This window comes from Actinomadura rifamycini DSM 43936 (assembly GCF_000425065.1).
GTDB classification, from domain to species: domain Bacteria; phylum Actinomycetota; class Actinomycetes; order Streptosporangiales; family Streptosporangiaceae; genus Spirillospora; species Spirillospora rifamycini.
This window is the reverse complement of sequence record NZ_AULB01000039.1, coordinates 1-22,471: the sequence shown is the minus strand read 5'-3', so window position 1 is coordinate 22,471 and position 22,471 is coordinate 1. Positions and strand designations below refer to the sequence as shown.

Annotated in this window: 17 protein-coding genes; 11 read left to right on the top strand and 6 right to left on the bottom strand. The window is 76.0% G+C overall.

Annotated elements, in window-relative coordinates; all coding sequences use genetic code 11:
• Positions 1-3: 3 nt before the first annotated feature.
• The 5 genes from H505_RS0130245 to H505_RS0130225 are packed head-to-tail and all read left to right on the top strand — an operon-like array spanning position 4 to position 5,038.
• The gene (locus H505_RS0130245) at positions 4-927 is read left to right on the top strand and encodes an STM4015 family protein (RefSeq protein WP_026404956.1); all 924 of its coding nucleotides are present in this window, start codon (positions 4-6) and stop codon (positions 925-927) included.
• Positions 924-2,045: an STM4014 family protein gene (locus tag H505_RS0130240; RefSeq protein WP_026404955.1), complete on the top strand. Its 1,122-nt coding sequence runs from the start codon at positions 924-926 to the stop codon at positions 2,043-2,045. The genes H505_RS0130245 and H505_RS0130240 overlap by 4 nt, the downstream gene beginning before the upstream one ends.
• A gap of 1 nt (position 2,046) precedes the next feature.
• Positions 2,047-2,838, top strand: a complete 792-nt coding sequence (locus tag H505_RS0130235; protein ID WP_034520591.1) for an STM4013/SEN3800 family hydrolase — start codon at positions 2,047-2,049, stop codon at positions 2,836-2,838.
• Positions 2,839-2,840: 2 nt separating this feature from the next.
• Positions 2,841-4,172, top strand: a complete 1,332-nt coding sequence (locus tag H505_RS0130230) for an STM4012 family radical SAM protein (RefSeq protein ID WP_425248273.1) — start codon at positions 2,841-2,843, stop codon at positions 4,170-4,172.
• Entirely contained in the window at positions 4,172-5,038 is an 867-nt protein-coding gene (locus tag H505_RS0130225; protein WP_026404952.1) for an STM4011 family radical SAM protein, read from the top strand. Before H505_RS0130230 ends, H505_RS0130225 begins: the two co-directional genes overlap by 1 nt.
• Positions 5,039-5,127: 89 nt before the next feature.
• Here the strand turns inward: H505_RS0130225 and H505_RS0130220 are convergent, their stop codons facing one another.
• From H505_RS0130220 to H505_RS0130210, 3 genes are all read right to left on the bottom strand, one after another.
• Positions 5,128-6,279 (bottom strand): DUF6745 domain-containing protein, encoded by a 1,152-nt coding sequence (locus H505_RS0130220; RefSeq protein WP_026404951.1) that lies wholly within the window; start codon positions 6,277-6,279, stop codon positions 5,128-5,130.
• A 10-nt stretch (positions 6,280-6,289) separates the two neighbouring features.
• Positions 6,290-6,616, bottom strand: coding sequence for a hypothetical protein (locus tag H505_RS0130215; RefSeq protein WP_026404950.1), 327 nt, complete (start codon positions 6,614-6,616; stop codon positions 6,290-6,292).
• Between the two features lie 62 nt (positions 6,617-6,678).
• Positions 6,679-8,103: a threonine/serine exporter family protein gene (locus H505_RS0130210; RefSeq protein ID WP_233617714.1), complete on the bottom strand. Its 1,425-nt coding sequence runs from the start codon at positions 8,101-8,103 to the stop codon at positions 6,679-6,681.
• Between the two features lie 137 nt (positions 8,104-8,240).
• On the opposite strand from H505_RS0130210, the gene H505_RS0130205 reads away from it, so the two are divergent.
• Positions 8,241-10,364 carry a RecQ family ATP-dependent DNA helicase gene (locus tag H505_RS0130205; protein ID WP_026404948.1) on the top strand — a complete coding sequence of 708 codons (2,124 nt, stop codon included), beginning with the start codon at positions 8,241-8,243 and terminating at the stop codon, positions 10,362-10,364.
• Positions 10,365-10,446: 82 nt separating this feature from the next.
• On the opposite strand, the gene H505_RS51235 is transcribed toward H505_RS0130205, so the two are convergent.
• Positions 10,447-12,546, bottom strand: coding sequence for a serine/threonine-protein kinase (locus tag H505_RS51235; protein ID WP_051301330.1), 2,100 nt, complete (start codon positions 12,544-12,546; stop codon positions 10,447-10,449).
• A 602-nt stretch (positions 12,547-13,148) separates the two neighbouring features.
• Here H505_RS51235 and H505_RS0130195 point away from each other — a divergent pair.
• Positions 13,149-14,168 carry a LysR family transcriptional regulator gene (locus H505_RS0130195; RefSeq protein WP_199748204.1) on the top strand — a complete coding sequence of 340 codons (1,020 nt, stop codon included), beginning with the start codon at positions 13,149-13,151 and terminating at the stop codon, positions 14,166-14,168.
• A 16-nt stretch (positions 14,169-14,184) separates the two neighbouring features.
• Here H505_RS0130195 and H505_RS0130190 read toward each other — a convergent pair whose 3' ends face one another.
• Positions 14,185-15,108 carry a carbohydrate kinase family protein gene (locus H505_RS0130190; protein WP_026404946.1) on the bottom strand — a complete coding sequence of 308 codons (924 nt, stop codon included), beginning with the start codon at positions 15,106-15,108 and terminating at the stop codon, positions 14,185-14,187.
• Between the two features lie 166 nt (positions 15,109-15,274).
• Here H505_RS0130190 and H505_RS0130185 point away from each other — a divergent pair, with 166 nt between their 5' ends.
• From H505_RS0130185 to H505_RS0130170, 4 genes are all read left to right on the top strand, one after another.
• Entirely contained in the window at positions 15,275-17,746 is a 2,472-nt protein-coding gene (locus H505_RS0130185) for a bifunctional acetate--CoA ligase family protein/GNAT family N-acetyltransferase (RefSeq protein ID WP_026404945.1), read from the top strand.
• Positions 17,747-18,675: 929 nt separating this feature from the next.
• Positions 18,676-19,257, top strand: a complete 582-nt coding sequence (locus H505_RS0130180) for a DUF5998 family protein (protein WP_026404944.1) — start codon at positions 18,676-18,678, stop codon at positions 19,255-19,257.
• Positions 19,254-20,381, top strand: a complete 1,128-nt coding sequence (locus H505_RS0130175; RefSeq protein ID WP_026404943.1) for an alkaline phosphatase family protein — start codon at positions 19,254-19,256, stop codon at positions 20,379-20,381. Before H505_RS0130180 ends, H505_RS0130175 begins: the two co-directional genes overlap by 4 nt.
• Positions 20,382-20,466: 85 nt before the next feature.
• Complete coding sequence (locus H505_RS0130170) at positions 20,467-21,297, top strand: sulfurtransferase (protein WP_034520589.1); 831 nt, start codon at positions 20,467-20,469, stop codon at positions 21,295-21,297.
• A 16-nt stretch (positions 21,298-21,313) separates the two neighbouring features.
• On the opposite strand, the gene H505_RS45270 is transcribed toward H505_RS0130170, so the two are convergent.
• Positions 21,314-22,471, bottom strand: a 1,158-nt coding sequence (locus tag H505_RS45270) for a CHAT domain-containing protein (protein WP_034520586.1), incomplete at its 5' end; no start/stop codon positions are given.

The window sequence follows — 22,471 nt, the reverse complement described above, 5'->3', positions numbered from 1 at the left end:
ACCATGGACATCTATGAGCCGCTGACCGAGTACGCGGGCCTGCCCGTGGTCACGCACGGCGCGGGAGGCGAGCGGCCGGCGGCCGGGGAGGCGGCGTGGCGCGTCGCCACCTCCTACGACGGTCCCGACTTCGACGAGCGGTTCGCGGCGTTCGTCGAGGAGGTCGACACCGCGGCGGTCACCGCGCTGGTCATCGGCTTCTGGGACATGGAGCCGCTGCCGGTGAAGGTGCTGACCGACGCGGCCGCCGCCTTCCCCAACCTGCGGGCGCTGTTCGTCGGCGACATCGACATCGAGGAGGAGGCGCACCTCTCCTGGATCCAGCACACCGACATCACGCCGGTGCTGCACGCGTTCCCGGGCCTGGAGCGGTTCGAGGTCCGCGGCGCGGAGGATCTGTCCCTGAGCCCGTTCCGGAGCGACGCACTGCGGGTGCTGCGGTTCGAGTCCGCCGGGCTCCCGGCGGACGTGGTGCGTGCGGTGGGGGCGAGCGGCCTGCCGAACCTGGAGCACCTCGACCTGTGGCTGGGCGTCGAGCACCGGGGCGGCGACGCGACGGCCGAGGACCTCGCGCCCCTCCTCGACGGGGCCCGGTTCCCCTCGCTGCGGCACTTCGGGCTGTTCAACACCCCGATGCTGGACGAACTCGCGGGGGCGGTCGCGTCCGCGCCGGCCGTGGCGCGGCTGGAGTCGCTCGCCCTCGCGCTGGGCACGCTGACCGACCGCGGCGCCGAGGCGCTGCTGACCGGCCAGCCGCTCACCCACCTGCGGAGGCTCGACCTCAGCGGCAGCTACCTGAGCGAGAAGGCGGCCGGACGGCTGAAGGCCGCACTGCCCGGCGTCGCCCTCGACCTCGAGACCGCGTCCGAGTTCCCGTGGGGCGACGACGACGGGGACCGCCAGTACTACGTCGCGGTGTCGGAATGACGGCCGCGTTCACCGTCGTCGCGACGCCCGGCGACCGGCGGCACGTGCTGTTCGCGGACGCGTGCCGGGCGTGCGGGCTGCCCGAACCCCGCGTCGTCCCCTGGACGGACGTGCTGCGCGGCGGCGACCTCCCCTTCGGGCCCGGCGACCTCGTGCGGATCGACTCGCCGGGCGAGGACGCCGAGGCCGACGCGCTGCTGCGGGGCCCCGGCGACCCGACCCGGGTCGGCGGCGGCGCCCGCTGGTACCGCGCGTTCACCGCCGCGCTCCGCCGGATCGACGCGGCGGCGTCGGCGGCGGGCGCCCGCATCGCCGGCGACGTCGGCGACATCGCCGCCATGTTCGACAAGCGGCTGGCGCACGCCCGGATGCTGGCCGCCGGGGGGCCCGTGCCGCCCGCCCTCGCGCCCGCCGGAGCGCCCGGCGGCGTGCCCGGGGACGTGCCCGGCTGGGACTACGCCTCGCTGCGGGACGCGATGGACGCGGCGGGGGAGCGGCGGGTGTTCGCCAAGCCCGCGCACGGCTCGTCCGCGTCCGGGGTCGTGGCGCTGCAGACCGCGCCGGGCGGCCGGGTCCGCGCCGTCACCTCGGCGGCGATGACCCCGGACGGGCTGCGCAACTCGCTGCGGGTGCGCACCTACCTCACCGAGCCGGAGGTCGCCTCCCTCATCGACGCGCTCGCCCCCGACGGGCTGCACGTGGAGCGTTGGGTGCCGAAGGCGACGACCGGCGGACGGACGTTCGACCTGCGCGTCGTCGTCATCGGCGGCGAACCCGCCCACGCGGTCGTCCGGACGAGCCGCCACCCCATGACCAACCTCCACCTGGGCGGTGCCAGAGGCGACCTGGAGGCCGTCCGGCGCGCGCTCGGCGCGGACGGCTGGGACGAAGCGATGGACGTGTGCGCGCGGGCCGCCGCGTGCTTCCCGGGCAGCCCGATGGTCGGCGTGGACCTGCTCGTCCTGAACCGCATGCGGGGCTTCGCGGTGTGCGAGGTCAACGCGTTCGGCGACCTCCTGCCGCGCCTCACCGGCTTCCCGGGCGGGCCCGCCGAGGGCGTCGACACCTACACCGCCCAGGTCCGGGCCCTCCTCGCGGAGAGCGGCGCCCGTGCGTGACATGAACCGGATCATCGGCACCCACGACGTGCTGCTGGTCACGCTCGACACCCTCCGGTACGACGTAGCCGCCGAACTCGCCGCGGCGGGCGAGACGCCCACGCTCGTCCGGTACCTGCCGGACGGGCGCTGGGAGCGCCGGCACACGCCCGGCAGCTTCACCTACGCGGCGCACGCGGCGATGCTCGCCGGGTTCCTGCCGACCCCCGCGGAGCCGGGCCCGCACCCCCGCCTGTTCGCCGGCGCCTTCCCCGGCAGCGAGACGACCGCGCCCGGCACCTGGACGTTCGACGCCGCCGACCTGCCGTCCGGTCTCGCCGCCGCCGGGTACCGCACCGCCTGCATCGGCGGCGTCGGCTTCTTCAACAAGCGCACCCCGCTCGGCTCCGCGCTGCCGGCGCTGTTCGCCGAGAGCCACTGGGAACCGGAGTTCGGGGTGACCGACCCGGACGCGCTGCCCAACCAGATCGACCGGGCCGCCGCCGTGGTGGCCGGACTGCCGCCCGACCGCCGGCTGTTCCTGCTGGTCAACGTCGCGTCCCTGCACCAGCCGAACTGGTTCTACCTGGACGGCGCGTCCCGCGCGGACGGCGACACCCGCGCGAGCCACGCCGCCGCCCTGCGCCACGTCGACGCCCACATCGGGCGCCTGTTCGCCCTCATGCGCCGCCCCTGCTTCGTCATCGTGTGCTCCGACCACGGCACGGCGTACGGGGAGGACGGCCACACCGGGCACCGCATCGGCCACGAGGTCGTGTGGACCGTTCCGTACGGAGAGTTCGTTCTGCCTTGACAGTGATCAACGTGACCAGCCCCCCGACCGGCCCCCGGACCGGCGGATCGCCCTACCAGGGGTACGTCTACGCGTACCCCCACAAGACCGCCTACCGGCCGCTCGACCCCGCGCCCGCCCTGCGGGACGTCTGGGCGGGCGAACCGCTCGGCGCGCTCTTCCTCTACCTGCACATCCCGTTCTGCGAGATGCGGTGCGGGTTCTGCAACCTGTTCACCCGCACGGGCGCGCCCGAGGAGCTCACCGGCGCCTACCTGGACGCGCTCGACCGGCAGGCCGCGGCCGTCCTGGACGCGCTGGACGGCCTGGACGGCGCGTCGTTCGCCACCGCCGCCTTCGGCGGCGGCACCCCGACCTACCTCACCGCCCCCGAACTCGAACGGCTCTGCGACATCGCGGGCCGCTTCCCCGGGTTCGGGACGGGACCGCTCGGCGTCGAGACGTCCCCGGCGACCGCCACCGCCGACCGGCTGGCCGTCCTGGCCGAGCGCGGCACCACCCGGATCTCCATCGGCGTGCAGAGCTTCCTCGACGACGAGGCCCGCGCGGCCGTCCGCCCGCAGAAGCGCACCGAGGTCGAGGCCGCGCTCGACCGCATCCGCGCCGCGGGGTTCCCGACCCTGAACATCGACCTCATCTACGGCATCGACGGGCAGACCCCCGAGACGTGGAAGCACTCCCTCGACGCCGCCCTCGCGTGGCGCCCGGAGGAGCTCTACCTCTACCCCCTGTACGTGCGCCCGCTCACCGGGCTCGGACGGCGCGCCCGCGACTGGGACGACCAGCGCCTCACCCTCTACCGGCTCGGCCGCGACCACCTCCTCGCCGAGGGCTACGAGCAGGTGTCCATGCGCATGTTCCGCCTGCCCGGCGCGTCCGCGAACGGGACCGAGTACTGCTGCCAGACCGACGGCATGGTCGGGCTCGGCTGCGGCGCCCGCTCCTACACGACCCGCCTGCACTACTCGTTCGAGTACGCCGTCGGGGCGTCCCAGGTCCGCTCGATCATCGACGACTACGTGCGGGAGACCGACTTCGGCACCGCCCGCGTGGGCTTCACCATGAACGCGGACGACCGCCGCCGCCGACACCTCCTCCAGTCCCTCCTGCAAGCGGACGGCCTCGACCTCGCCGCCTACCGCGCGCGCTTCGGCGACGACCCGTCCGCGCACTTCCCGGACGAACTCCGCACGTTCGGCGAACGCGGCTGGCTGGAACCGTCCGCCGACACGCTCCGCCTCACCCCCGAAGGGCTCGCCCACTCCGACGCCATCGGCCCCGCCCTGTTCTCCGAACACGTGCGGTCCCTCATGGCGTCCTACGAGGCGCGCTGATGGACCACCTGACGATCCTGTACCGCGGGCCCCTCGCGAGCTGCGACTATGACTGCCCGTACTGCCCCTTCGCGAAGCGCCGCGACACGACCGAGCAGCTCCGCGCCGACCGGGCCGCCCTCGAACGCTTCACCGCCTGGGTCGCCGCCCGGGAGCACCCGGTCTCGGTGCTGTTCACGCCGTGGGGCGAAGGGCTCGTCCGCTCCTGGTACCGGCGCGCCCTCGTCGAGCTGAGCCACCTCCCGCACGTCCGGCGCGTCGCGATCCAGACGAACCTCAGCCACCGCACGTCCTGGACGTCCGAGGCCGACCCGTCCCGCCTGGCGCTGTGGGCCACCTACCACCCCGGCCAGGTGCCGTACGAGCGCTTCCTCGGCAAGTGCCGCGACCTGCACGCGCGCGGCGTCCGGTTCAGCGTCGGCATCGTCGGGCAGCCCGAGCACCTCGACGCCGCCCGCCGCCTCCGCGCCGACCTGCCCGCCGACGCCTACCTGTGGGTCAACGCCGCCGAGGGGCGCGTCTACGACGACGCCGAGGCCGACGCGTGGACCGCCGTCGACCCGCTGTTCCCGGTCAGCCGGCACCCGCACCCGAGCCGGGGCCGCGCCTGCCGCACCGGCGACACCGTCGTGTCCGTGGACGGCGACGGCACCGTGCGCCGCTGCCACTTCGTCCCGACCGTCCTCGGCAACCTCTACGACGGCACCTTCCGCGCCGCCCTCGGCCCCCGCCCCTGCCCCCTCGCCACGTGCGACTGCCACATCGGCTACGTCCACCTCGAACCGCTCGGCCTCTACGACACCTTCGCCGGGGGCGTCCTCGAACGCATCCCCGCCCTGCTGGGGGACCGCGCCCGACCGGCGTGACGCGGCGGGCGCCCGTTGGCGACTGGGGAAGTGCTGCCAACGGACGCCCGCCGGGGGGACCGGAACCACCGGTCGCTCGGGGGGACCGCTCAGGTCTGCTTCTCGGGGCGGTAGTCGGCCTCGTCGACGCCGAACGTCCAGGCGACGCCCTCCCGCGCCGTCCGCGTGGTCGGCGGGACGCGCAGGTAGTACGTCCGGTACGTCCCGTCGGGCTCGGGGGTGGAGTTCACGACCTCGACCATCACCACCGGCTCGTCGCCCGGCAGGTCGATCGACCACAGCACGCCCGTCTCGTCCTGGTGGACCGGCTTCGCCCCGACGTCGGCGAGGTAGCGGTCGTAGCCGTAGATCTCCAGCATGACCCGGCGCAGCTCGGCGTTCTCCTCGCGCAGGATCCGGTTCGCGTGGAGATCGGTGAGCGACTCGACGAAGTCGGGCGGGATCGGCATCCCGCGCCAGGCGTGCAGCGCGAACCCGTCCGGGTACGCGAGCGCCGGGCCGTCCCCGCGGTGCAGCCGCCCCGGCTCGTCCCGGTGCAGCTCCGACGGACGCTCGCAGCAGATCGCCAGCCGCTCGTACGGCCACCACCAGCCGGCGGAGCGGGCGACCTCGGCCAGGCCGGACAGCCGGCCGTCGAGCCGCCCCAGCGACTCGAACAGCGCCAGCCACGGCGCGTCGTGCTGGCCCAGCACCGCGTCGAGGGTGGCGGCCCGGAGCAGCGACTCGGCGCGCTGCTGCTCGTCCGTCGCCTCCTCCGGGTCGGGGGCCGCGGCGGCGCCGGCGGCGGCCCGCACCCGGGTGACCAGCGACTGCACCTGGCTCCAGAGCAGCCCGCCGCTGTCGGCCCACGCCCGCGGCCAGCCCTCCGCGCCGAGTTCGGCCGCGGCGGCGGCCCGCTCGGCCTCCCAGGGCCGGGTCCGCACGGCGTCGCGGACGCTCGCGCCCGCGTCGGCGTCCGCGCCCAGGTCGGCGAGGGCCGCGTCGACCTGCTCGGCCGCTCCGGCGGCGCGCAGCGCCTCCTCGTGCCCGGCGAGGACGGCCGCCGCGACGGCGCCGCGCAGCGGCGACGGCACCCACAGGACGCGCTCGGGCGCGGGGAGCCCGGCGGCGGCGTAGGCCGCGGCGATCCCCGCCTCGGCGCGGGGCCGGTCGGCGGGCGTCGCGGCGAACGCCGCGGACTGCCAGTCGCCGACGACGAAGTGCGCGGGGCGCGGGGTCTCGGTGTGCGTCTCGGTCGTCATGCCCGCCGCCTCAGTCCGCCACGACCCGGACGGAGCCCGGCACGTACTCGCGCTGGCGGATCACCCGGTACCAGCCCTTCGGCAGCGAGATCGCCGCGTGCTCCTCGTGGACCAGCCGACCGCCCGACGGGAGGTGCAGGTGGTCGGGGGTGCGCGGGTCGGGCGTCCGCAGGAGCGTGCCCGGCGCGGCCAGCGCGTGCGCGTGCCCGGTCGCCTCGCCGAGCGCCAGCACCATGCGGCCCCGTCCGTCGCGCGGCGCCGGCGGCAGGGCCCGGACGGACGGCGGCACGTCCGCTTCGGCCACGGGCAGGATCAGGATGTCTCCCTGTCGGTACATGCGGCGAACGTAGCGCCCGGCACCGACAAACCCGGCACCGGCCGGACGGGCGCCCGCGGGGGTCAGAAACCGCGCGTCCGGCGGGCGGCCGGACGGGCCCAGCGGCCGGACGCGGTGAGGCCGACCCGCTGGAACGCCCGCACGAGTTCACCGCCCAGGTTCACCCCGGCGCCGAGCGCCAGCGCGATCGACAGCGCCGAGATCAGGCTGAGGATGCCGTCCTGCGGCGCGCCCGTGTTCAGCTCGACCATGCCCCGGTACAGCGGCGTCCCCGGCAGCAGCGGCCCGATCGCCGGGACGACGTAGGGCATCACGGGCGCGCCCTGCCTGCGCGCGACCACGTTCGCCAGCGTCCCCACCACCGTGGCGGCCACCGCGGAGGCCAGCACCGGCGGCATGTCCCAGCCGCGCATCAGCACGAACAGCACCCAGATCAGCGCGCCGCCCAGCGCGACCGGCGCCAGCACGGCGCGCGGCGCCGCCAGCGACAGCGCGAACGTCGCCGAAACCGCCGCCGCGGCGAGGATCTGGACGGAATCGAGCGTCTCGCTGGCCCTCGGCAGGTGCCGCACGTCGATCGCGACGTCGAAGTTGACCGCGATGTAGACGACGACGCCCAGCCCCGCGACCAGCGCCGCGATGATGAAGAACACCTCGAGCACGCGCGCCCCGGCGCTCACGAGGTCGCCGGTGATGCCGTCCTGAATGCTGGCGACCAGCGGGCGCCCGGGCAGCAGCGCCAGGATCACCCCGGTCACCACCGAGGCGGCCGGTCCCGGGCTGCCCGTCGCGACCACGATGATCGCGCCCGTCGCGCCGATCGCGGCGGCGACCGTGAGCTGGAAGAACTCCGCGACGCCCCGGCGCGCCAGGTAGGCGGCGGCGCGGTCGCCGAGGACCGTTCCAGCGAACGCGGTCAGCGCGACCAGCAGCCCGCCGCCGGACAGCACACTCGCCGATGCGGAGATCAGGCCCAGCCCCAGCACGATCATCCACGGCGGGTACGGGCCCCGCCCGCGCTTGATCTCCGCGAGCCGCCGGTGCGCCGCCTCCAGCTCCAGCATCCCGATGGACGCCTGCTGGACGAGGTCGTGCAGCGCGGTCAGCCGCCAGTGCGCGGGCGTGCGGCGCCGGATGGCGCGGGCGGCCGTCACCGGCGGCGCGCCCTTGCCGGGATGCGCCGACACCAGCAGGCTCGTCAGCGTGACCTGCACCTCGCAGCGCGGCAGCTCGAACGCCACCGCGAGGCCGAGCATCGCCTCGTTGACCCGCTCGGTCGTCTCGCCGCTGGCCAGCAGGAGTTCCCCGACGCGCAGCACGAGGTCGACGGCCCGCGGATCGACGACCTCACCGGGCTCCTCCTCGGGGGGCTCCGGCGGAGAGCCGTCCATCAGGACCTGCCACGTCCGCCGCAGCCGGTCGGCGGCGGCCGAATTCCGCAGCCGTTCCACCGCGCCCGGGGTCTCCGGGCGCTGCGTCGCGCTCATCCCGCGCTTGTGTCCTTCCAGCAAGATCCGATCTCGCCCGCAGGCTACCCACGGCCGGGAGCTGACACGTCCACCGGGGTTATCCCCAAAAGCAAGTTCTGGTGTGACGGTCAACGCATCGTTGGTACCAAGGTGGCATGAGCTCTCCCAGTGACCTCCGAGACGAGGCCGAACGGACCCTGCGCGCCCTCGCCGGCGACCACGCGCGGCTCCGCGACGACCAGTGGACGGCGATCGACGCCCTCGTCGTCGGGCGCCGGCGGGCCCTGGTCGTCCAGCGCACCGGGTGGGGCAAGTCCGCGGTCTACTTCGTCGCCACCCGCCTGCTGCGCGCCCGCGGCGCCGGCCCCACCGTGATCGTGTCCCCGCTGCTGGCGCTGATGCGCAACCAGATCGACGCCGCCGAACGCGCCGGCATCCGCGCCCGCACGATCAACTCCGCGAACACCGACGACTGGGAGGGCGTCTTCGCCGAGGTCGAACGGGGCGAGGTCGACGTCCTGCTCGTCAGCCCCGAACGGCTCAACAACCCCGACTTCCGCGACCTCGTCCTGCCCCGCCTCGCCGCGGGCGCCGGCCTGGTCGTCGTCGACGAGGCCCACTGCATCTCCGACTGGGGCCACGACTTCCGGCCCGACTACCGCCGCATCCGCACCCTCCTCGCCGACCTCCCGCCGGACGTCCCCGTCCTCGCGACCACCGCGACCGCCAACGCCCGCGTCACCCGCGACGTCGCCGAGCAGCTCGCCGTGTCCCCCCACCGGGAGGGACGTCCGGACGCGGGGGACGCGCTCGTCCTCCGGGGCCCGCTGGAGCGCGAGTCGCTGCACCTCTCCGTCGTCACCACGCCGACGGCCGAGCAGCGCATCGCCTGGCTCGCCGAACGCCTCGAAAGCCTCCCCGGTTCCGGGATCGTCTACACCCTCACGGTCGCCGCCGCGCACGAGATCGCCGCGTTCCTCCGCGACCGCGGCCACGAGGTCGCCGCCTACTCGGGCCAGACCGAGCAGGCCGAGCGGCTCCAGGCCGAGCAGGACCTCCTCGACAACAAGCTCAAGGCCCTCATCGCCACCAGCGCGCTCGGGATGGGCTTCGACAAACCCGACCTGGGCTTCATCGTCCACGTCGGCGCGCCGCAGTCGCCCGTCGCCTACTACCAGCAGATCGGCCGCGCGGGCCGCGGCGTCGACCGCGCCGAGGTCATCCTCCTCCCCGGCCGGGAGGACCGCGAGATCTGGGAGTACTTCGCGAGCATGGCCTTCCCGCCGGAGGACGTCGTCCGCGACACCCTCCGCGTCCTCGACGAGGCGGATCGCCCGCTCTCCCTCGGCGCCCTCGAACCCCGCGTCGACCTCGGCCGCTCCCGCCTGGAGATGATGCTCAAGGTCCTCGACGTCGACGGCGCCGTCCGCCGCGTCAAGGGCGGCTGGACCGCGACCGGCGTCCCCTGGACCTACGACCGCGAACGCTACGAGCGCGTCACCGCCGAGCGCCGCCGCGAGCAGCGCGCCATGCTCGACTACATCGCCGCCACCGGCTGCCGGGAGGAGTTCCTGCGCCGCCGCCTCGACGACCCGGCCGCCGCGCCCTGCGGCCGCTGCGACAACTGCACCGGCGAGCACCGGTCCGCCGACGTCGCCGCCGAGAGCACCGCCCGGGCCCGCGACCGCCTCCACCGCCCCGGCGTCGACGTGCCGCCCCGCCGCATGTGGCCGACCGGCGTCAAGGACGACCTCGGCGTCGCCGGCCGCATCGCCCCCGGCGAGCAGGCCGAGACCGGCCGCGCCCTCGGCCGCCTCACCGACATCGGCTGGGGCAACCGCCTCCGCGACCTGTTCGCCGCCGGCGACGCCGACGTTCCTCCCGACATGCTCGACGCCGTCGTCACCGTCCTGTCCGCCTGGGACTGGTCGGCCCGGCCCGCGGGCGTCGTCACCATCGGCTCCCGGTCGCGGCCCCGCCTCGTCACCGGCCTCGGCCACCGCATCGCCGAGATCGGCCGCCTTCCGTACCTCGGCGAACTCGCCCCCGCGGGCGAGCCCGTCCCCCGGCGCCACAACAGCGCCCAGCGGCTCCGCTCGGTCTGGCACGGCCTCGCCCTGCCCGACGCGCTCTCCGGCGCCCTCGCCACCGCCCCCGGCCCCGTCCTGCTCGTCGACGACCGCATCGAGACCGGCTGGACGATGACCGTCGCCGCCCGCCTCCTCAGACAGGCCGGCGCCCCCGCCGTCCTCCCCCTGACCCTCGCCACCCCCGCATGACCCGGCCCCGCGAGGACGACGCGGTGCGTCCTCGCGGGGGGCTCGAGTTCGGTTGCGGCGGAGCCCGGGGCGGTGTGCCGGGTCAGGCCGGGAGGTGGGCGGCGAGGTCGGGCTTCAGCAGGTCGCGGACCTTGGCGTAGGGGGCGGCGAGGCGGGTTTTCATGCAGCCGCTTCCTTCGGTCGACCAGTTCAGTACCAACCGGTCGGGAGCGAAGAAGACCGTCGCGGCGGGCGGAATCTGTTCCGGGGAGATGCCTTCCGGGCTCTGCTCGGGGAAGAAGTCGGAGCGTTCCGGCGGCCGGTTCCGCGCACAGCCGTTCGGGCCCCACATGTGGGTGACGGTTTCATCGGTCACGTAGGCCAGTCGGTCGAGCAGCGTGCTGATCCCGGTCGGGGTGAGGGTGTCGGGCTTGAAGATGTCGTCGGCCGTGTAGGCGCGGCCCGTCTCCGCGTCCACGGTGACCGCCCAGCCCGCGAGCTCACCGTCCGCGGGGAAGCACAGGACGGACTTGTTGTCGGGATAGAGCACGGAGATCAGGGACGAGTTCCTGATACCGATCCGTGCGGTCAGCTCCACAACGGCGTCCTGGGTGCAACCGGTTGCCATCTGCTGCGTCATGGCCCGGACCCGCTGGATCGTCCAGTCGACCGGGGAGCGGAGCGCCTGGTTGATCCGCTGCTCGACGGCGGGGTCGCGGTGGCCGCTGACGCGCACGTACTGCGAGCGCACCACCATCGGCAGGCCGTCCATCCGCTGGTTCTGGACGGCGACCGCCGCGGCGGCCGGGCGGGTCGGCGGCTGCTCGGGGGGCGTGTCGCGGCCGACGGCGTAGGCGCTCACGCCGCCGCCGACGAGCGCGGCCCCCGCGACGCCGACGGCGATCTTCCCGCCCACGCTCGCGAAGAACCCGGCCGCCGACGCACCGCCCCCGGCCCCCGCGGCCGTCCCCGCGCCCGCACCGGCCCCGCCTGCGGCGCCCGCACCGGCCCCGCCTGCGCCACTGGCCGCCGCGCCCGCGCCCGCGCCGGCTCCGGCGGCCCCGGCCCCGCCTGCGCCACCGGTGGCGGCGCCCACGCTGGACGCTGCGGCCCCGGCTCCGCCTGCGACGCCCGCCCCGGCTCCGCCGGCGGCCCCGGCTCCGCCTGCGGCCCCGGTCGCGGCGCCCGCGCCGGCCCCGCCTGCGGCCCCGGCTCCGCCTGCGGCCCCGGCTCCGCCGGCCGCGCCCGCACCGGCCGCCGTGCCGCCCGCCGACGCCCCGGCGGCTCCCGCGCCACCGGCCGCCGCGCCGCCCGCGAGGGCGCCGCCCGCCGCGGCGGGGATGCCGGCGGCGGCGAGGGGGAACAGCGCGGCGAAGGCGGCCGCCGCTCCGGCGAGGGCGCGGACGCCGCGCTCCTCCCAGTCGCCCCCGTACGCCCCGGCTGCGGCGTCCTCCAGTTCGCGGACGAACGCCTCGGCGCCCGCGGGACGCTCCCGGGCCGTCTTGGCGAGGCCGCGCGCCACCAGGTCGCGGACGGGCGCGGGGACGCCGTCGAGCGGCGGCGGCGCGGTCAGGTGCCCGGCCATCAGCGCGGCCCGGTCGCCGCCGAAGGGGCGCCGTCCGGTCAGGCACTCGAAGAACACGCAGGTGGCGGCGTAGACGTCGGTGGAGGGGGACACGGGTTCGCCGCGCCACTGCTCCGGGGCCATGTAGGCGGGAGTTCCCGAGCGGTCCCCGCCGCCCGCCGGGACGGCGATGCCGAAGTCGATCAGCTTGCTGAGTCCGTCGGCGCGTACCACCACGTTCGCGGGCTTGTAGTCGCGGTGCACCACCCCGACGGCGTGCGCGGCGGCGAGCCCGCTCAGCGACCCCTTCAGCACCGTCAGCGCCTGCTCGGGGGTGAGCGAGCCGTGCTCGGCCAAGACCCGCTTGAGCGGGACGCCGTTCACCGCCTCCATCACGATCGCGGCGCCGTGCGGGCTCTCCACCAGCCGGTACAGCCGCGCGACGTGCGGGTCGGCGACCCGGCCGAGCAGCGCGGCCTCGTGCCGGAGCCGGGCGGTGTCGGCGCCGGCCGCCGTGTCCACGTACTTGATCGCGACCGGGGCGCCCGATTCCGTGTGCCGCGCCAGGACGACGCGTCCCTGCGCGCCCCGGCCGAGTTCCGCGACCTCGTCGAAGCCTGTGATCCGCCAGCCGCCCACCGCACGTCCTTCCCGTTGCCCGATCGATCCACTGGTGAGATGCCGGAATGCCCGGCCGGGTTGGGCCGGGATCGGATGCGCGGTCTCCGCGTCGCCGTCGGCGTCCGGTGTGCTCCGGACGGCGGTCAGCCGCGGGCGTGCGGGGGGGGGCGGTCAGGGGTTGCGGGCCGCCCGCGCGCCCCTGTCGGCGCGGGCGGCGCAACCGAGCCGGCCCGTGCGCGCGGCCCCGCGCACGGGCCGACGGCCGACCCGGCGCCGCGGCGGAGAAGAGCCGCGGCGAACGGGGGTCATCGGTGCCGGAACCGGTGGACCCGCTCCCCGGCGGCGGTCCCGGCGAGGACGGTCGCCGGGACGCGCCCGGGAGCGCCGCCGGGGCGTCCGGGAGGAGACGCGGCGGCGTGGGGAGGGGTCGAACGGCTCACGGTGCTTCCTCGGCGGGGGTTCGGACGAGAGGAAAGTGTTCTAGAGGTCAGAAAACTCTGTCCAGCTGTTTGAGAGAACATCTCAAGATAAGTTGGAGCGGAAGTGTCATCAATTCCCGTTGGAGTGTGCGGGAGGTCATTTCGGCGACGGCCGGGCGGCAGGTAGTAATGTCCGGTCCCGTGCCCCTCGACGAGCTTCTCGACTGCCCGTCCGGACTGCTGGACATGACGTTCGACCAGCTGCGGACGCTCCTCGTCGTGCACGAGACCGGGTCCGCGCTGCGCGCGGCGCGGGCGCTCGGGCGCGAGCAGTCGAGCGTCCAGAAGCAGCTCGACACGCTGAACCGCAACAGCCAGGCGCTGTGCGGGGAGGTGCTGACCGTCCGGCAGGGCCGCGGGAAGGACTTCCTGTTCACCCCGACGGGCGAGGCGACCGTGGAGCTGGCGCGCGGGACGTTCGAGAGCTGGCTGGAGGCCGTGCACCGCAGCAGGCGGCGGCTGGGCCGGATGCTCACCGTGGGGACGACCGAGTTCACGCTGCCGATCGTGTCCCGCGCGTGGAACCGGGTGTCGGAGGAGTTCCGGCAGCGGGAGGTCGAGTTCAAGGTCGCGCACGTCCGGACGAAGGACGTGTGGTCGCGGCTGGAGACGAACCAGGTCGACCTCGTGTGCGGGAGCATCGTCAGCACCCCGGAGGGGGACCGGCGGCTCAAGGAGTACGAGGTCGTCGAGTACGCGCGGGGGCAGGCGCTGCTGCTGACGAACCTGCCGGAGCGCGAGCTGCCCGACGCCCCGGTCCGGACGAGCCGGCTGCCGGGCGTCCCGCTGGTGCTGCCGCCAGCGGGCCTGGTCGCGGACCTGCTGGCGACCTGGTACGGGTCGAACTACCGGGAGCGGCTGAACGTCGTCGCCGACATCGACGACGTGCACTACGGGCTGTCGCTGCTGCGGTCCGGGTTCGTCCGCGGCTGCATGGTGGTCACCGGGTCGATCGGCCGGGGGATGGCCGGGCGGGACGACCCGGACGCCGTGCCGCTGCGCGCGATCGGGCTCGAGGACGACATGGAGCCCCCCGCTGAGCTGATGACCGGCGCGTTCGTGCGCCGCGCCGACCTCGAGCGGTACGGCGCGGACCACCCGCTGAACCGCCTGTGGGAGGCCGTCCGCGAGGACGTCCGCACCTACACGCCGCTGGCCTGACGGGCCGCGGCGGTCGTCAGATCTGGTTGTCGACGACGTCGAGGGTGGGGCGCGCGCCGAGGTGCCGCATGGCGCGGGCGGCGAGGCGGCAGCCGGCGGTGAGGGCGTCGGCGGGCTGCTTGCCGTCCAGCCACGGCGGCAGGAACCCGGCGACGAACGCGTCGCCCGCGCCGGTGCCGTCCACGACCTTGTCGACGGGCTCGGCGGCGACGGTGACCGGCTCGGGGCGGCCGTTGGTGTACCAGAGGGCGCCGTCGGCACCGTCTTTGATCACGACCTGGGGGTACCAGGCGGTGAGCACCTTGGCGGCCTGGTCGGGAGTGTCCCGGCCGGTGAGGATCTCCGCCTCCTTGGCGTTCACGATCAGCAGCCGGGCGCCCTGCGTCCACTCCAGGAAGGGCTCGGCGCCCATCCGCTTGAGCGGGGAGAACGAGCCGCCGTCGACCGAGACGGACATCTGCGCCTTGCGCGCCATGTCCAGCGCGACGATGGCGGCCTTCCGGGAGCCCTCGTTGATCAGCGAGTAGCCGGAGAGGTGCAGATGGGTGCCCTGGACGAACAGGTCGCCGCAGCGCTCGATGTCCTCGGGCAGCAGCGCGCCGTTGGCGCCGGGGTCCGACAGCATGGTGCGGTCGCCTTTGTGCGTGACCATCACCACACAGGTGCCGGTGGGACGTTCGGCGTCCATGACGAGGCGGGCGTCGACGCCGTACCCCATCATCTCCATGTCCCGGTTCCGGCCCGCGATGTCGGAGCCTCGGCGGCCGACAAAGGCCACCTCGACCTCCTCCTCCACGGCGAGCCAGGCGGCCACGTTGGCGCCCGAACCGCCTCCGTGGGTCGTCACGGCGGCAGGCGTGTCGCTCCCCTTGGCCAGGGGAAACGCGGCACGGGCCACGGTGTCTGTCATCAGATCGCCGACCACGACCACGCGCGTCATGGAGTCATCACCTCGATCAACACGGCCCGCGCGAGCGGCATCCTGGGCGTGGCTCGACGTTAACAGCTCCGGAGCCCCGTTGAGGTCTCGAACGCGCAGCGAAAACGAGGAACCCGTGTTTTTCCCTGGAGCGGGCGCCGGTTCGGCGTGCCTTACCCTCGGTTACGTGACCGAGGGTTATCCGGTGCAGTGGGAGGCGGACGTCGTCCTCAGCGACGGCGGGACCGCCCATCTGCGCCCCATCCGGCGCGACGACGCCGAGCGCCTGCGGGTGTTCTACGCCCGGCTGTCCCCGGAGACGATCTACTACCGCTTCTTCTCCCCGCGCCCCTACCTGACCGATCGGGAGATCGAGCACTTCACCGGCGTCGACTACGACCGGCGGGTCGGGCTGATCGCCACGATCGGCGAGGAGATGGTGGCGGTCGTCCGGTACGACCGGCTCGCGGACGCGCCGGAGACCGCCGAGGTCGCGTTCCTCGTGGAGGACGCCCACCAGGGGCGGGGGATCGGGGCGGTGCTGCTGGAGCACATCGCGGCGGCGGCGCGGGAGCGGGGCGTGCGGCGGTTCGTCGCGAGCGTCCTGCCCGACAACCGGCGGATGACCCGCGTGTTCCGGGAGGCGGGCTACCAGGCGGAGCAGCGGTTCGAGGAGGGCGTGATCGAGCTCGTCCTCGACCTGGAGCCGACGGAGACGTCGATGGAGGTCATGGCGGCGCGCGAGCACCGGGCGGAGTCCCGGTCGATCCAGCGGCTGCTGTTCCCGGGGTCGGTCGCGGTGATCGGCGCGAGCCGCGCCGAGCACACCGTCGGGCAGACCGTCCTGCGGAACCTGCTGGCGGGCGACTTCAGCGGCCCCGTGTACCCGGTGCACCCGACGGCCACGGCGGTCGCGGGCGTCCGCGCGTACGCGTCCGTCCTGGAGATCCCGGACGACGTCGACCTCGCCGTCGTGGCCGTGCGGGCGGACGCCGTCCACGAGGTCGTGGAGCAGTGCGCGGCGAAGGGCGTCCGGGGGCTGGTGGTCGTGTCGTCCGGCTTCGGGGAGACGGGGCCGGAGGGGCGCGCGAGCCAGGACGAGCTCGTGCGGATGGCGCGCGCGTACGGGATGCGGGTCGTCGGGCCCAACTGCCTGGGGATCGCCAACACCGACCCGGACGTGCGGCTGAACGCCACCCTGGCGCCGACCATGCCCGGGAGGGGCCCGATCGGGTTCTTCTCGCAGTCGGGCGCGCTGGGCATCGCGATCCTGCAGCGGACGGCCGAGCGCGGGCTCGGGCTGTCCACGTTCGTCTCCGCGGGGAACCGGGCGGACGTCTCCGGCAACGACCTCATGCAGTACTGGGAGGAGGACCCGGCCACCAAGGCGGTCCTGCTCTACCTGGAGTCGCTGGGCAATCCCCGCAAGTTCGCGCGGCTGGCGCGCAGGCTCGGCCGGCGCAAGCCGATCGTCGCGGTGAAGAGCGGGCGCAGCACCCAGGGCGTCCCCATCGGGCACGCCGCGCGCGCGCTCACGCTGCCCGACCATGCGGTCAGCGCGCTGTTCGAGCAGGCGGGCGTCATCCGGGTGGAGGACCTGTCCGAGCTGTTCGACGTCGCGCAGCTCCTGGCCTACCAGCCGCTGCCCGAGGGCGACCGCATCGCGATCATCGACAACTCCGACTCGCTCGGCCTGCTGGCGCAGGACGCGGCGACGGCGCTCGGCCTCCAGGTCCGGCCGCGCATCGACCTCGGCCCGCGCGCGGACGCCGACGACTTCGAGGCGGGCCTCGCGGCCGCGCTCGAGGACGACGCGGTCGACGCGGTCGTCGCGCTGTTCACCCCGCCGACGATCGGCGGCTACGACCTGCGCGTCCCCGAGAAGATCCTCCGGCTCGCCGCGGCCAGCCCCAAACCGGTCGTGGCGACGTACCTGGGCTCCGAGGGCATGCCCGCCGACCTGCGGATCACGGCGCCGGACGGGTCGCCCGCCGAGGGCTCGGTGCCCTCGTACCCCGCGCCCGAGGACGCCGTCCGGGCCCTCGCCTACGTGATCCGCTACGCCCAGTGGCGGCGCCGCCCCGCCGGGTCGATGCCCGAGTTCGAGGGCGCCGACCGCCGCCGCGCCCGGACGCTCGTCGAGGGCTGGCTCGACGGCGGCGCGCCCGTGCACGCGACGCCCGAGCAGGCCGCCGAGCTGCTCGCCTGCTACGGCATCGAGGTCGACCGGGACGACGCCCGCGCCGGGGTCCCGACGCGCATCGTCACCATGGAGGACCCGTCGTTCGGCGCCGTCGTCTCCTTCGGCCTCGCCGACGAGACGGCCGCGCTGCTGGACGACCGCGCCTACCGCCTCGGCCCCCTGTCGGACGTGGACGCCGCCGAGCTGATCCGCGCGATCCGGACGGCCCCGCTCCTGCTCGGCCACCGCGGCGCCGAACCCGTCCGCGTGTCGGCCCTCGAGGAGCTGGTGATGCGGGTGTCGCGGCTCGGCTTCGACCTGCCCGAGGTCGCCCGACTGGAGCTGAACCCGGTGGTCGCGGACGGTTCGGGCGCCGCCGTCCGCGATGTCGCGCTCCGCCTCGAACGTCCGCTGGGCCCCCGCCCCGAACTGGGCCCGCGCCGCCTCCGCGGCCCGGACACCGCCCCGATCACCTGACCGCCCACCCCCGCCCGACGACCGTCCGGGGCCGTGGACGCGCCGACACCGACGAGGCACAACGACCACACCCACAGGCCCCGGCCCCTCGTACGTCGCGAAGCGTCGACGCCGGCACTACGGAACGACCGAGTCCACAACCCAGGCGCCCTCGCGCAGCGGAGTGTCGACGCCGACGCTGCGAAGCGGCCAAGCCTGCAGGCCCAGCGGCGCGGCGGCTTAGCGGCCTGACGCGGCGCGGCCCGGCGACCCGGCGCGGTGGCCCGGTGCGGCGCGGAGGCCCGGTGGCGCGGTGCCCTGGCGGTCTGGCGGCCCGCGGCCTGGTGGCCCGCTGGCGTGGCGGCGCGGCAGCATGGAAGCCTGCGGCGCGGCGCGGTGGCCCGGCAGCGCGGCGGCCTGGTGGCCCGGCGCGGCAGCCCGTTGGCGCGGCGGCCCGGTGGTCTGGCGGTGGGGCAGCTCGGTGGGCAGGCGGGCCCGGCCCGGCGGCGTGGCCGGGCGGCGCGGGGCCCGGCGGTTAGGTGGGGGTGGCTGGGCCTGGTTCGGGTGGGGCGGGTTCGGGGCCTGGGGGGATCGGGTCGGGGTCCGGGACGGGTGGGCTCGGGTCCGGGGCGGGGCCCGGTGGTGTCGGCTCCGGCGGTGGGCCGGGCGGGACGGGGTCGGGGGCGGGGCCCGGCGGGACGGGGCCCGGTGGGCGCGGCGGAGGCCCCGGGGTCGGGCCCGGGGGCGGTTCGGGCGGGACGGGCGGTTGGGGCGGCGGCGCCGGGTCGGGCGTGGGGGGCGGCACCGGCGGCGGGCCCGGCATCGGATCCTTGTCACTCATGTCCGTTTCGTACCCCGGAGGGGCGGCGATGACCGCGCGGGCGGACGCCGGGTGCGTCGCCGGGCCCGGTCGTGTGCACGTCCGGGCCCGAACAAGGCAGGATGGGGCCATGAGGGAAACGCGAGCGACCGCCAACGGGCTGCGCACGGCCATCGAGCGCAGCGGTTACTACCCGGCCCTGGTCGCGGACGCGGTCGAGTCGGCCGTCGGTGACGAGCCGGTCACCGCCTACGTGGTGCACCACGAGGCGACGTTCGACCCGGCGATGGAGGTGCGCCGGCATGTGACCGTGCTGGTCCTGTCCGCGAGCCGGCTGCTGGTGTGCCACACCGACGAGCACCCCCCGGGCGAGGGCATGCCCCGGCCGCACGCCTCCACGACCACCGAGGCCGTCAAGCTGGACCGCGTCCAGTCCGTGGCGGTGACGCGGGTCGTCCCCGACCCCGCGTCGTACGTGCCGGGCGTGCCGCCCACCGAGGTCGTCCTGACGATCGGGTGGGGCGCCATCGCCCACATCGACCTCGAGCCCGCGACCTGCGGCGACGAGAACTGCGAGGCCGACCACGGCTACACCGGCAGCGTCACGGCCGACGACCTGTCGCTGCGGGTGAGCGAGGCCGCGGACGGCGCGGACGCCGTCGGGCAGGTGCTGGCGTTCGCGGAGGCGCTGTCCACCGCGACCGCCCGGTGACCGCACCGCCGCCGCCCGTCCCGCGCTACGGGACGGGCACCCTCGCCGACGTGTCGCCGTCGGTGCTGGCGGCGCTGGGCGTCCCCGGGGCGGCGAACGTGCTGGGGCTGCCGCCCGCCGCGCGCGTCTGCGTCCTGCTGGTCGACGGGCTCGGCTGGGAGCAGCTGCGCGCCCACCCGGACGAGGCCCCGTTCCTCACCTCGCTGGGCGGCCGCGCGATCGACGCCGGGCTGCCCGCGACGACGGTGACCAGCATCGCGTCGCTCGGCACGGGCCTGCCGCCGGGCGGGCACGGGCTGCTCGGCCTCCAGGTCGCGGTGCCGGAGGCGGGCGGGCTGCTGAACCTGCTGCGCTGGAGCGACGACGCCGGGGTCGACCCGGGCGAGTTCCAGCCGGTGCCGACCGTGTACGAGCGGGCCGTCGCCGACGGCGTCGCCGTCCGGTACATCGGGCTGTGGAACCTGCGGCGCACCCCGCTGAGCCGCGCCACGTCGCGCGGCGCCGAGTACCTTCCCGCGGACGCCCTGGGCGAGCTCGTCGGCCGCGCGGGGGCGGCGCTGCGGGAGGGCGACCGCGCGTACGTGACCGTGTACCACTCCGACCTGGACGCGACCGGGCACCGCCGCGGCGTGGGTTCGGCGGAGTGGCGGTTCCAGCTCCGGTTCGTCGACCTGCTCGTCGAGCGGATCGCGAGCGTGCTGCCGCCCGGCGCGCTGCTGTGCGTGACGTCCGACCACGGGATGGTCGACCCGGGGGAGCGGCTGGACGTCGACCGGACGCCCGCGCTGCTGGACGGTGTCGCGATGCTCGGCGGGGACGCGCGCTGCCGCTACGTGTACGCCGAGCCGGGGGCGCGCGACGACGTCCTCGCGGCGTGGCGGGCGGTCGTGGGCGACCGCGCGTGGGTGGTGCCGCGCGAGGAGGCCGTCGCGGACGGCTGGTTCGGCCCGGTGGCGCCCGGGATGGCCGAGCGGATCGGGGACGTGGTCGCGGTCCCGCACGGGGGTCTGGCCATCGTCGCGTCCGAGCGGGAGCCGTGGCTGGAGCGCATGGTCGGCATGCACGGCTCGATGATCGCGGCGGAGCGGCTGGTGCCGATGCTCACCGTGTCCGGGCCGACATGAGCGGAGGAACTGCGTAGCCTGGATGACTGTGACGAACCAGGATTCACCTCTCCCCAACCCGGGCGACGGCGTTCAGACTGGCGGTGTGAACCCCCTCATCGACGTGCCCGCGCTGGACCGGCTGATCAGGCGGCGGGCGCCCGTGGTGCTGCTGGACGCGCGGTGGCGGCTGGCCGGCCCCCCGGGGATCGAGTCCTACCGCGAGGGCCATCTGCCCGGCGCGGTCTTCGTCGACCTGGACGGGGAGGTGACCGGGCCGCCGGGCCCGGCCGGGCGGCACCCGCTGCCCGCCGCCGGGGACTTCGAGGCGGCGATGCGGCGCGCCGGGGTGTCGTCGGACCGCCTCGTCGTGGTGTACGACGACGCCGACTCGACGGCCGCGGCGCGCGTCTGGTGGTCGCTCCGCTATTTCGGCCATGACCGGGTGCGGGTCCTGGACGGCGGCTACCGGGCCTGGACGGAGGCGGGCCGCCCGGTGACCACCGAGGAACCCGACGCCAAACCGGGGGACTTCCTGGCGGCCCCGGGAGGGCTGCCGGTGCTGGACGCCGAGGGCGCGGCGGAGCTCGCGCGGGGCGGGGTGCTGCTCGACGCGCGCAGCGCCGAGCGCTACCGCGGCGAGCAGGAGCCCGTCGACCCGGTCGCCGGGCACATCCCGGGCGCCCGCAGCGCGCCGACGTCCGGGAACGTCGGCGTGGACGGGCGGTTCCTGCCGCCGGGGCTGCTGCGCGAGCGGTTCGGCCAGCTCGGCGCGACCGACGCGGCCGACGTCGGCGCCTACTGCGGGTCCGGGGTGACGGCCGCCCACGAGATCCTCGCGCTGAACCTCGCGGGCATCCCCGCCGCCCTCTACGTCGGCTCGTGGTCGAACTGGGTGGCCGACCCCGCCAACCCGGTCGCGACCGGCCCCGGCTGACGCCGGGGGCCGGTGCTCAGCCGCCGCCCATGCAGACGAACCCGGTGACGCCGGGCGTGCGCGGGGCGGCGGCGAGGGCGCGCGCGGGCGGCAGGCCCGCGGCGAGACCGCGGTGGAAGGCGGTCATGAACGCCGGGGCGGCCGCGTCCCGGACGGGCGTGACGCTGGCGACCACGGTGGCGGTGCCGAGGGCGAGCAGGACGCCCGCCATGCCGAGCACGGCGTCGCCCTCGTCGCCGCGGCCGATGTCGCAGGCCGACACCACGACCACCCGCGGCGGCGCGGCCAACGCGTCGAGGTCGTGGACGAACAGCGGCCCGTCCGCCAGCCGCAGCCGGGAGAACAGCGCGTTGCCCTCGCGGAACTCGCCGTGGGCCGCGAGGTGCGCGAGGGACGCGCCGTCCAGGGCGTCCCGCACGGTCTCGGCGCGCGCCCGCGGCCCGTGCAGGACGCGCGCGCCCGGGTGGAGCCGCCGCAGGGCCGCGATCTCCCGGTCGGCGTGCTCCAGCCCCGGACCGGCGGCGAGCAGGACGTGCCCGCGGGGGCGCGGCCCGGCGGCGGTGCGGGCCCGCAGCCAGGCGCGCGCGGACGGGACGACCGCGACGGGGCGGCCGGCCAGCGACGGCAGCGCGGACCAGGGGACCCCGTGGAGGGGCCCGGCCGGGGCCAGCACGAGGTCGCGGTCGCCGAGGGCGGCCCGCAGCGGGGCCAGCAGGAGCCGGTCGAGCCGTCCGGCGGCGCTCGCGAGCGCCTCGGCCGCGCCCGGGTCGTCGGCGGCGGCGAGGCGGCGCGCCGCGAGGTGCAGCACCCGGGCGGCGCTTCGGGCGCCGTCCGCGGGCCCCAGCGGGTGCCGCCGGAGGCGCCCGTCCGCGATCGTCACCGCGTGCAGCTCCGCGCCGACGGCGATCAGCTCCACCAGCGCCCGGTCGCCCAGCGCCGCCGCGATCTCGGTGGCGCCGGGCGTCCGGGCGGGCGGCGCGGCGCGGGGCCCGGACGCCGGCGCGGCGGGGGAGCGGCGCCGGGTCCGGGCGTCGACGGCCGCTTCCAGCGCGGCCAGCTCGGCGGTGTCCGGCGCCGGGACGCCCCGCGCCGTCGCGGCGGTGCGCGCCGCGCTGCGGGCCCGCAGCTCGGTGAGCGCCGCGGCCCGTCCGGCGTCGGCGGGCGGCCGCACCCG

Excerpts from the sequence above, each read along its gene's own strand:
- H505_RS0130210 (WP_233617714.1), bottom strand. The coding sequence starts at position 8,103 with ATGAGCGCGACGCAGCGCCCGGAGACCCCGGGCGCGGTGGAACGGCTG.
- H505_RS0130240 (WP_026404955.1), top strand. The coding sequence starts at position 924 with ATGACGGCCGCGTTCACCGTCGTCGCGACGCCCGGCGACCGGCGGCAC.
- H505_RS0130180 (WP_026404944.1), top strand. The coding sequence starts at position 18,676 with ATGAGGGAAACGCGAGCGACCGCCAACGGGCTGCGCACGGCCATCGAG.
- H505_RS0130205 (WP_026404948.1), top strand. The coding sequence starts at position 8,241 with ATGAGCTCTCCCAGTGACCTCCGAGACGAGGCCGAACGGACCCTGCGC.
- H505_RS0130215 (WP_026404950.1), bottom strand. The coding sequence starts at position 6,616 with ATGTACCGACAGGGAGACATCCTGATCCTGCCCGTGGCCGAAGCGGAC.
- H505_RS0130235 (WP_034520591.1), top strand. The coding sequence starts at position 2,047 with ATGAACCGGATCATCGGCACCCACGACGTGCTGCTGGTCACGCTCGAC.
- H505_RS0130190 (WP_026404946.1), bottom strand. The coding sequence starts at position 15,108 with ATGACGCGCGTGGTCGTGGTCGGCGATCTGATGACAGACACCGTGGCC.
- H505_RS0130245 (WP_026404956.1), top strand. The coding sequence starts at position 4 with ATGGACATCTATGAGCCGCTGACCGAGTACGCGGGCCTGCCCGTGGTC.
- H505_RS0130225 (WP_026404952.1), top strand. The coding sequence starts at position 4,172 with ATGGACCACCTGACGATCCTGTACCGCGGGCCCCTCGCGAGCTGCGAC.
- H505_RS0130220 (WP_026404951.1), bottom strand. The coding sequence starts at position 6,279 with ATGACGACCGAGACGCACACCGAGACCCCGCGCCCCGCGCACTTCGTC.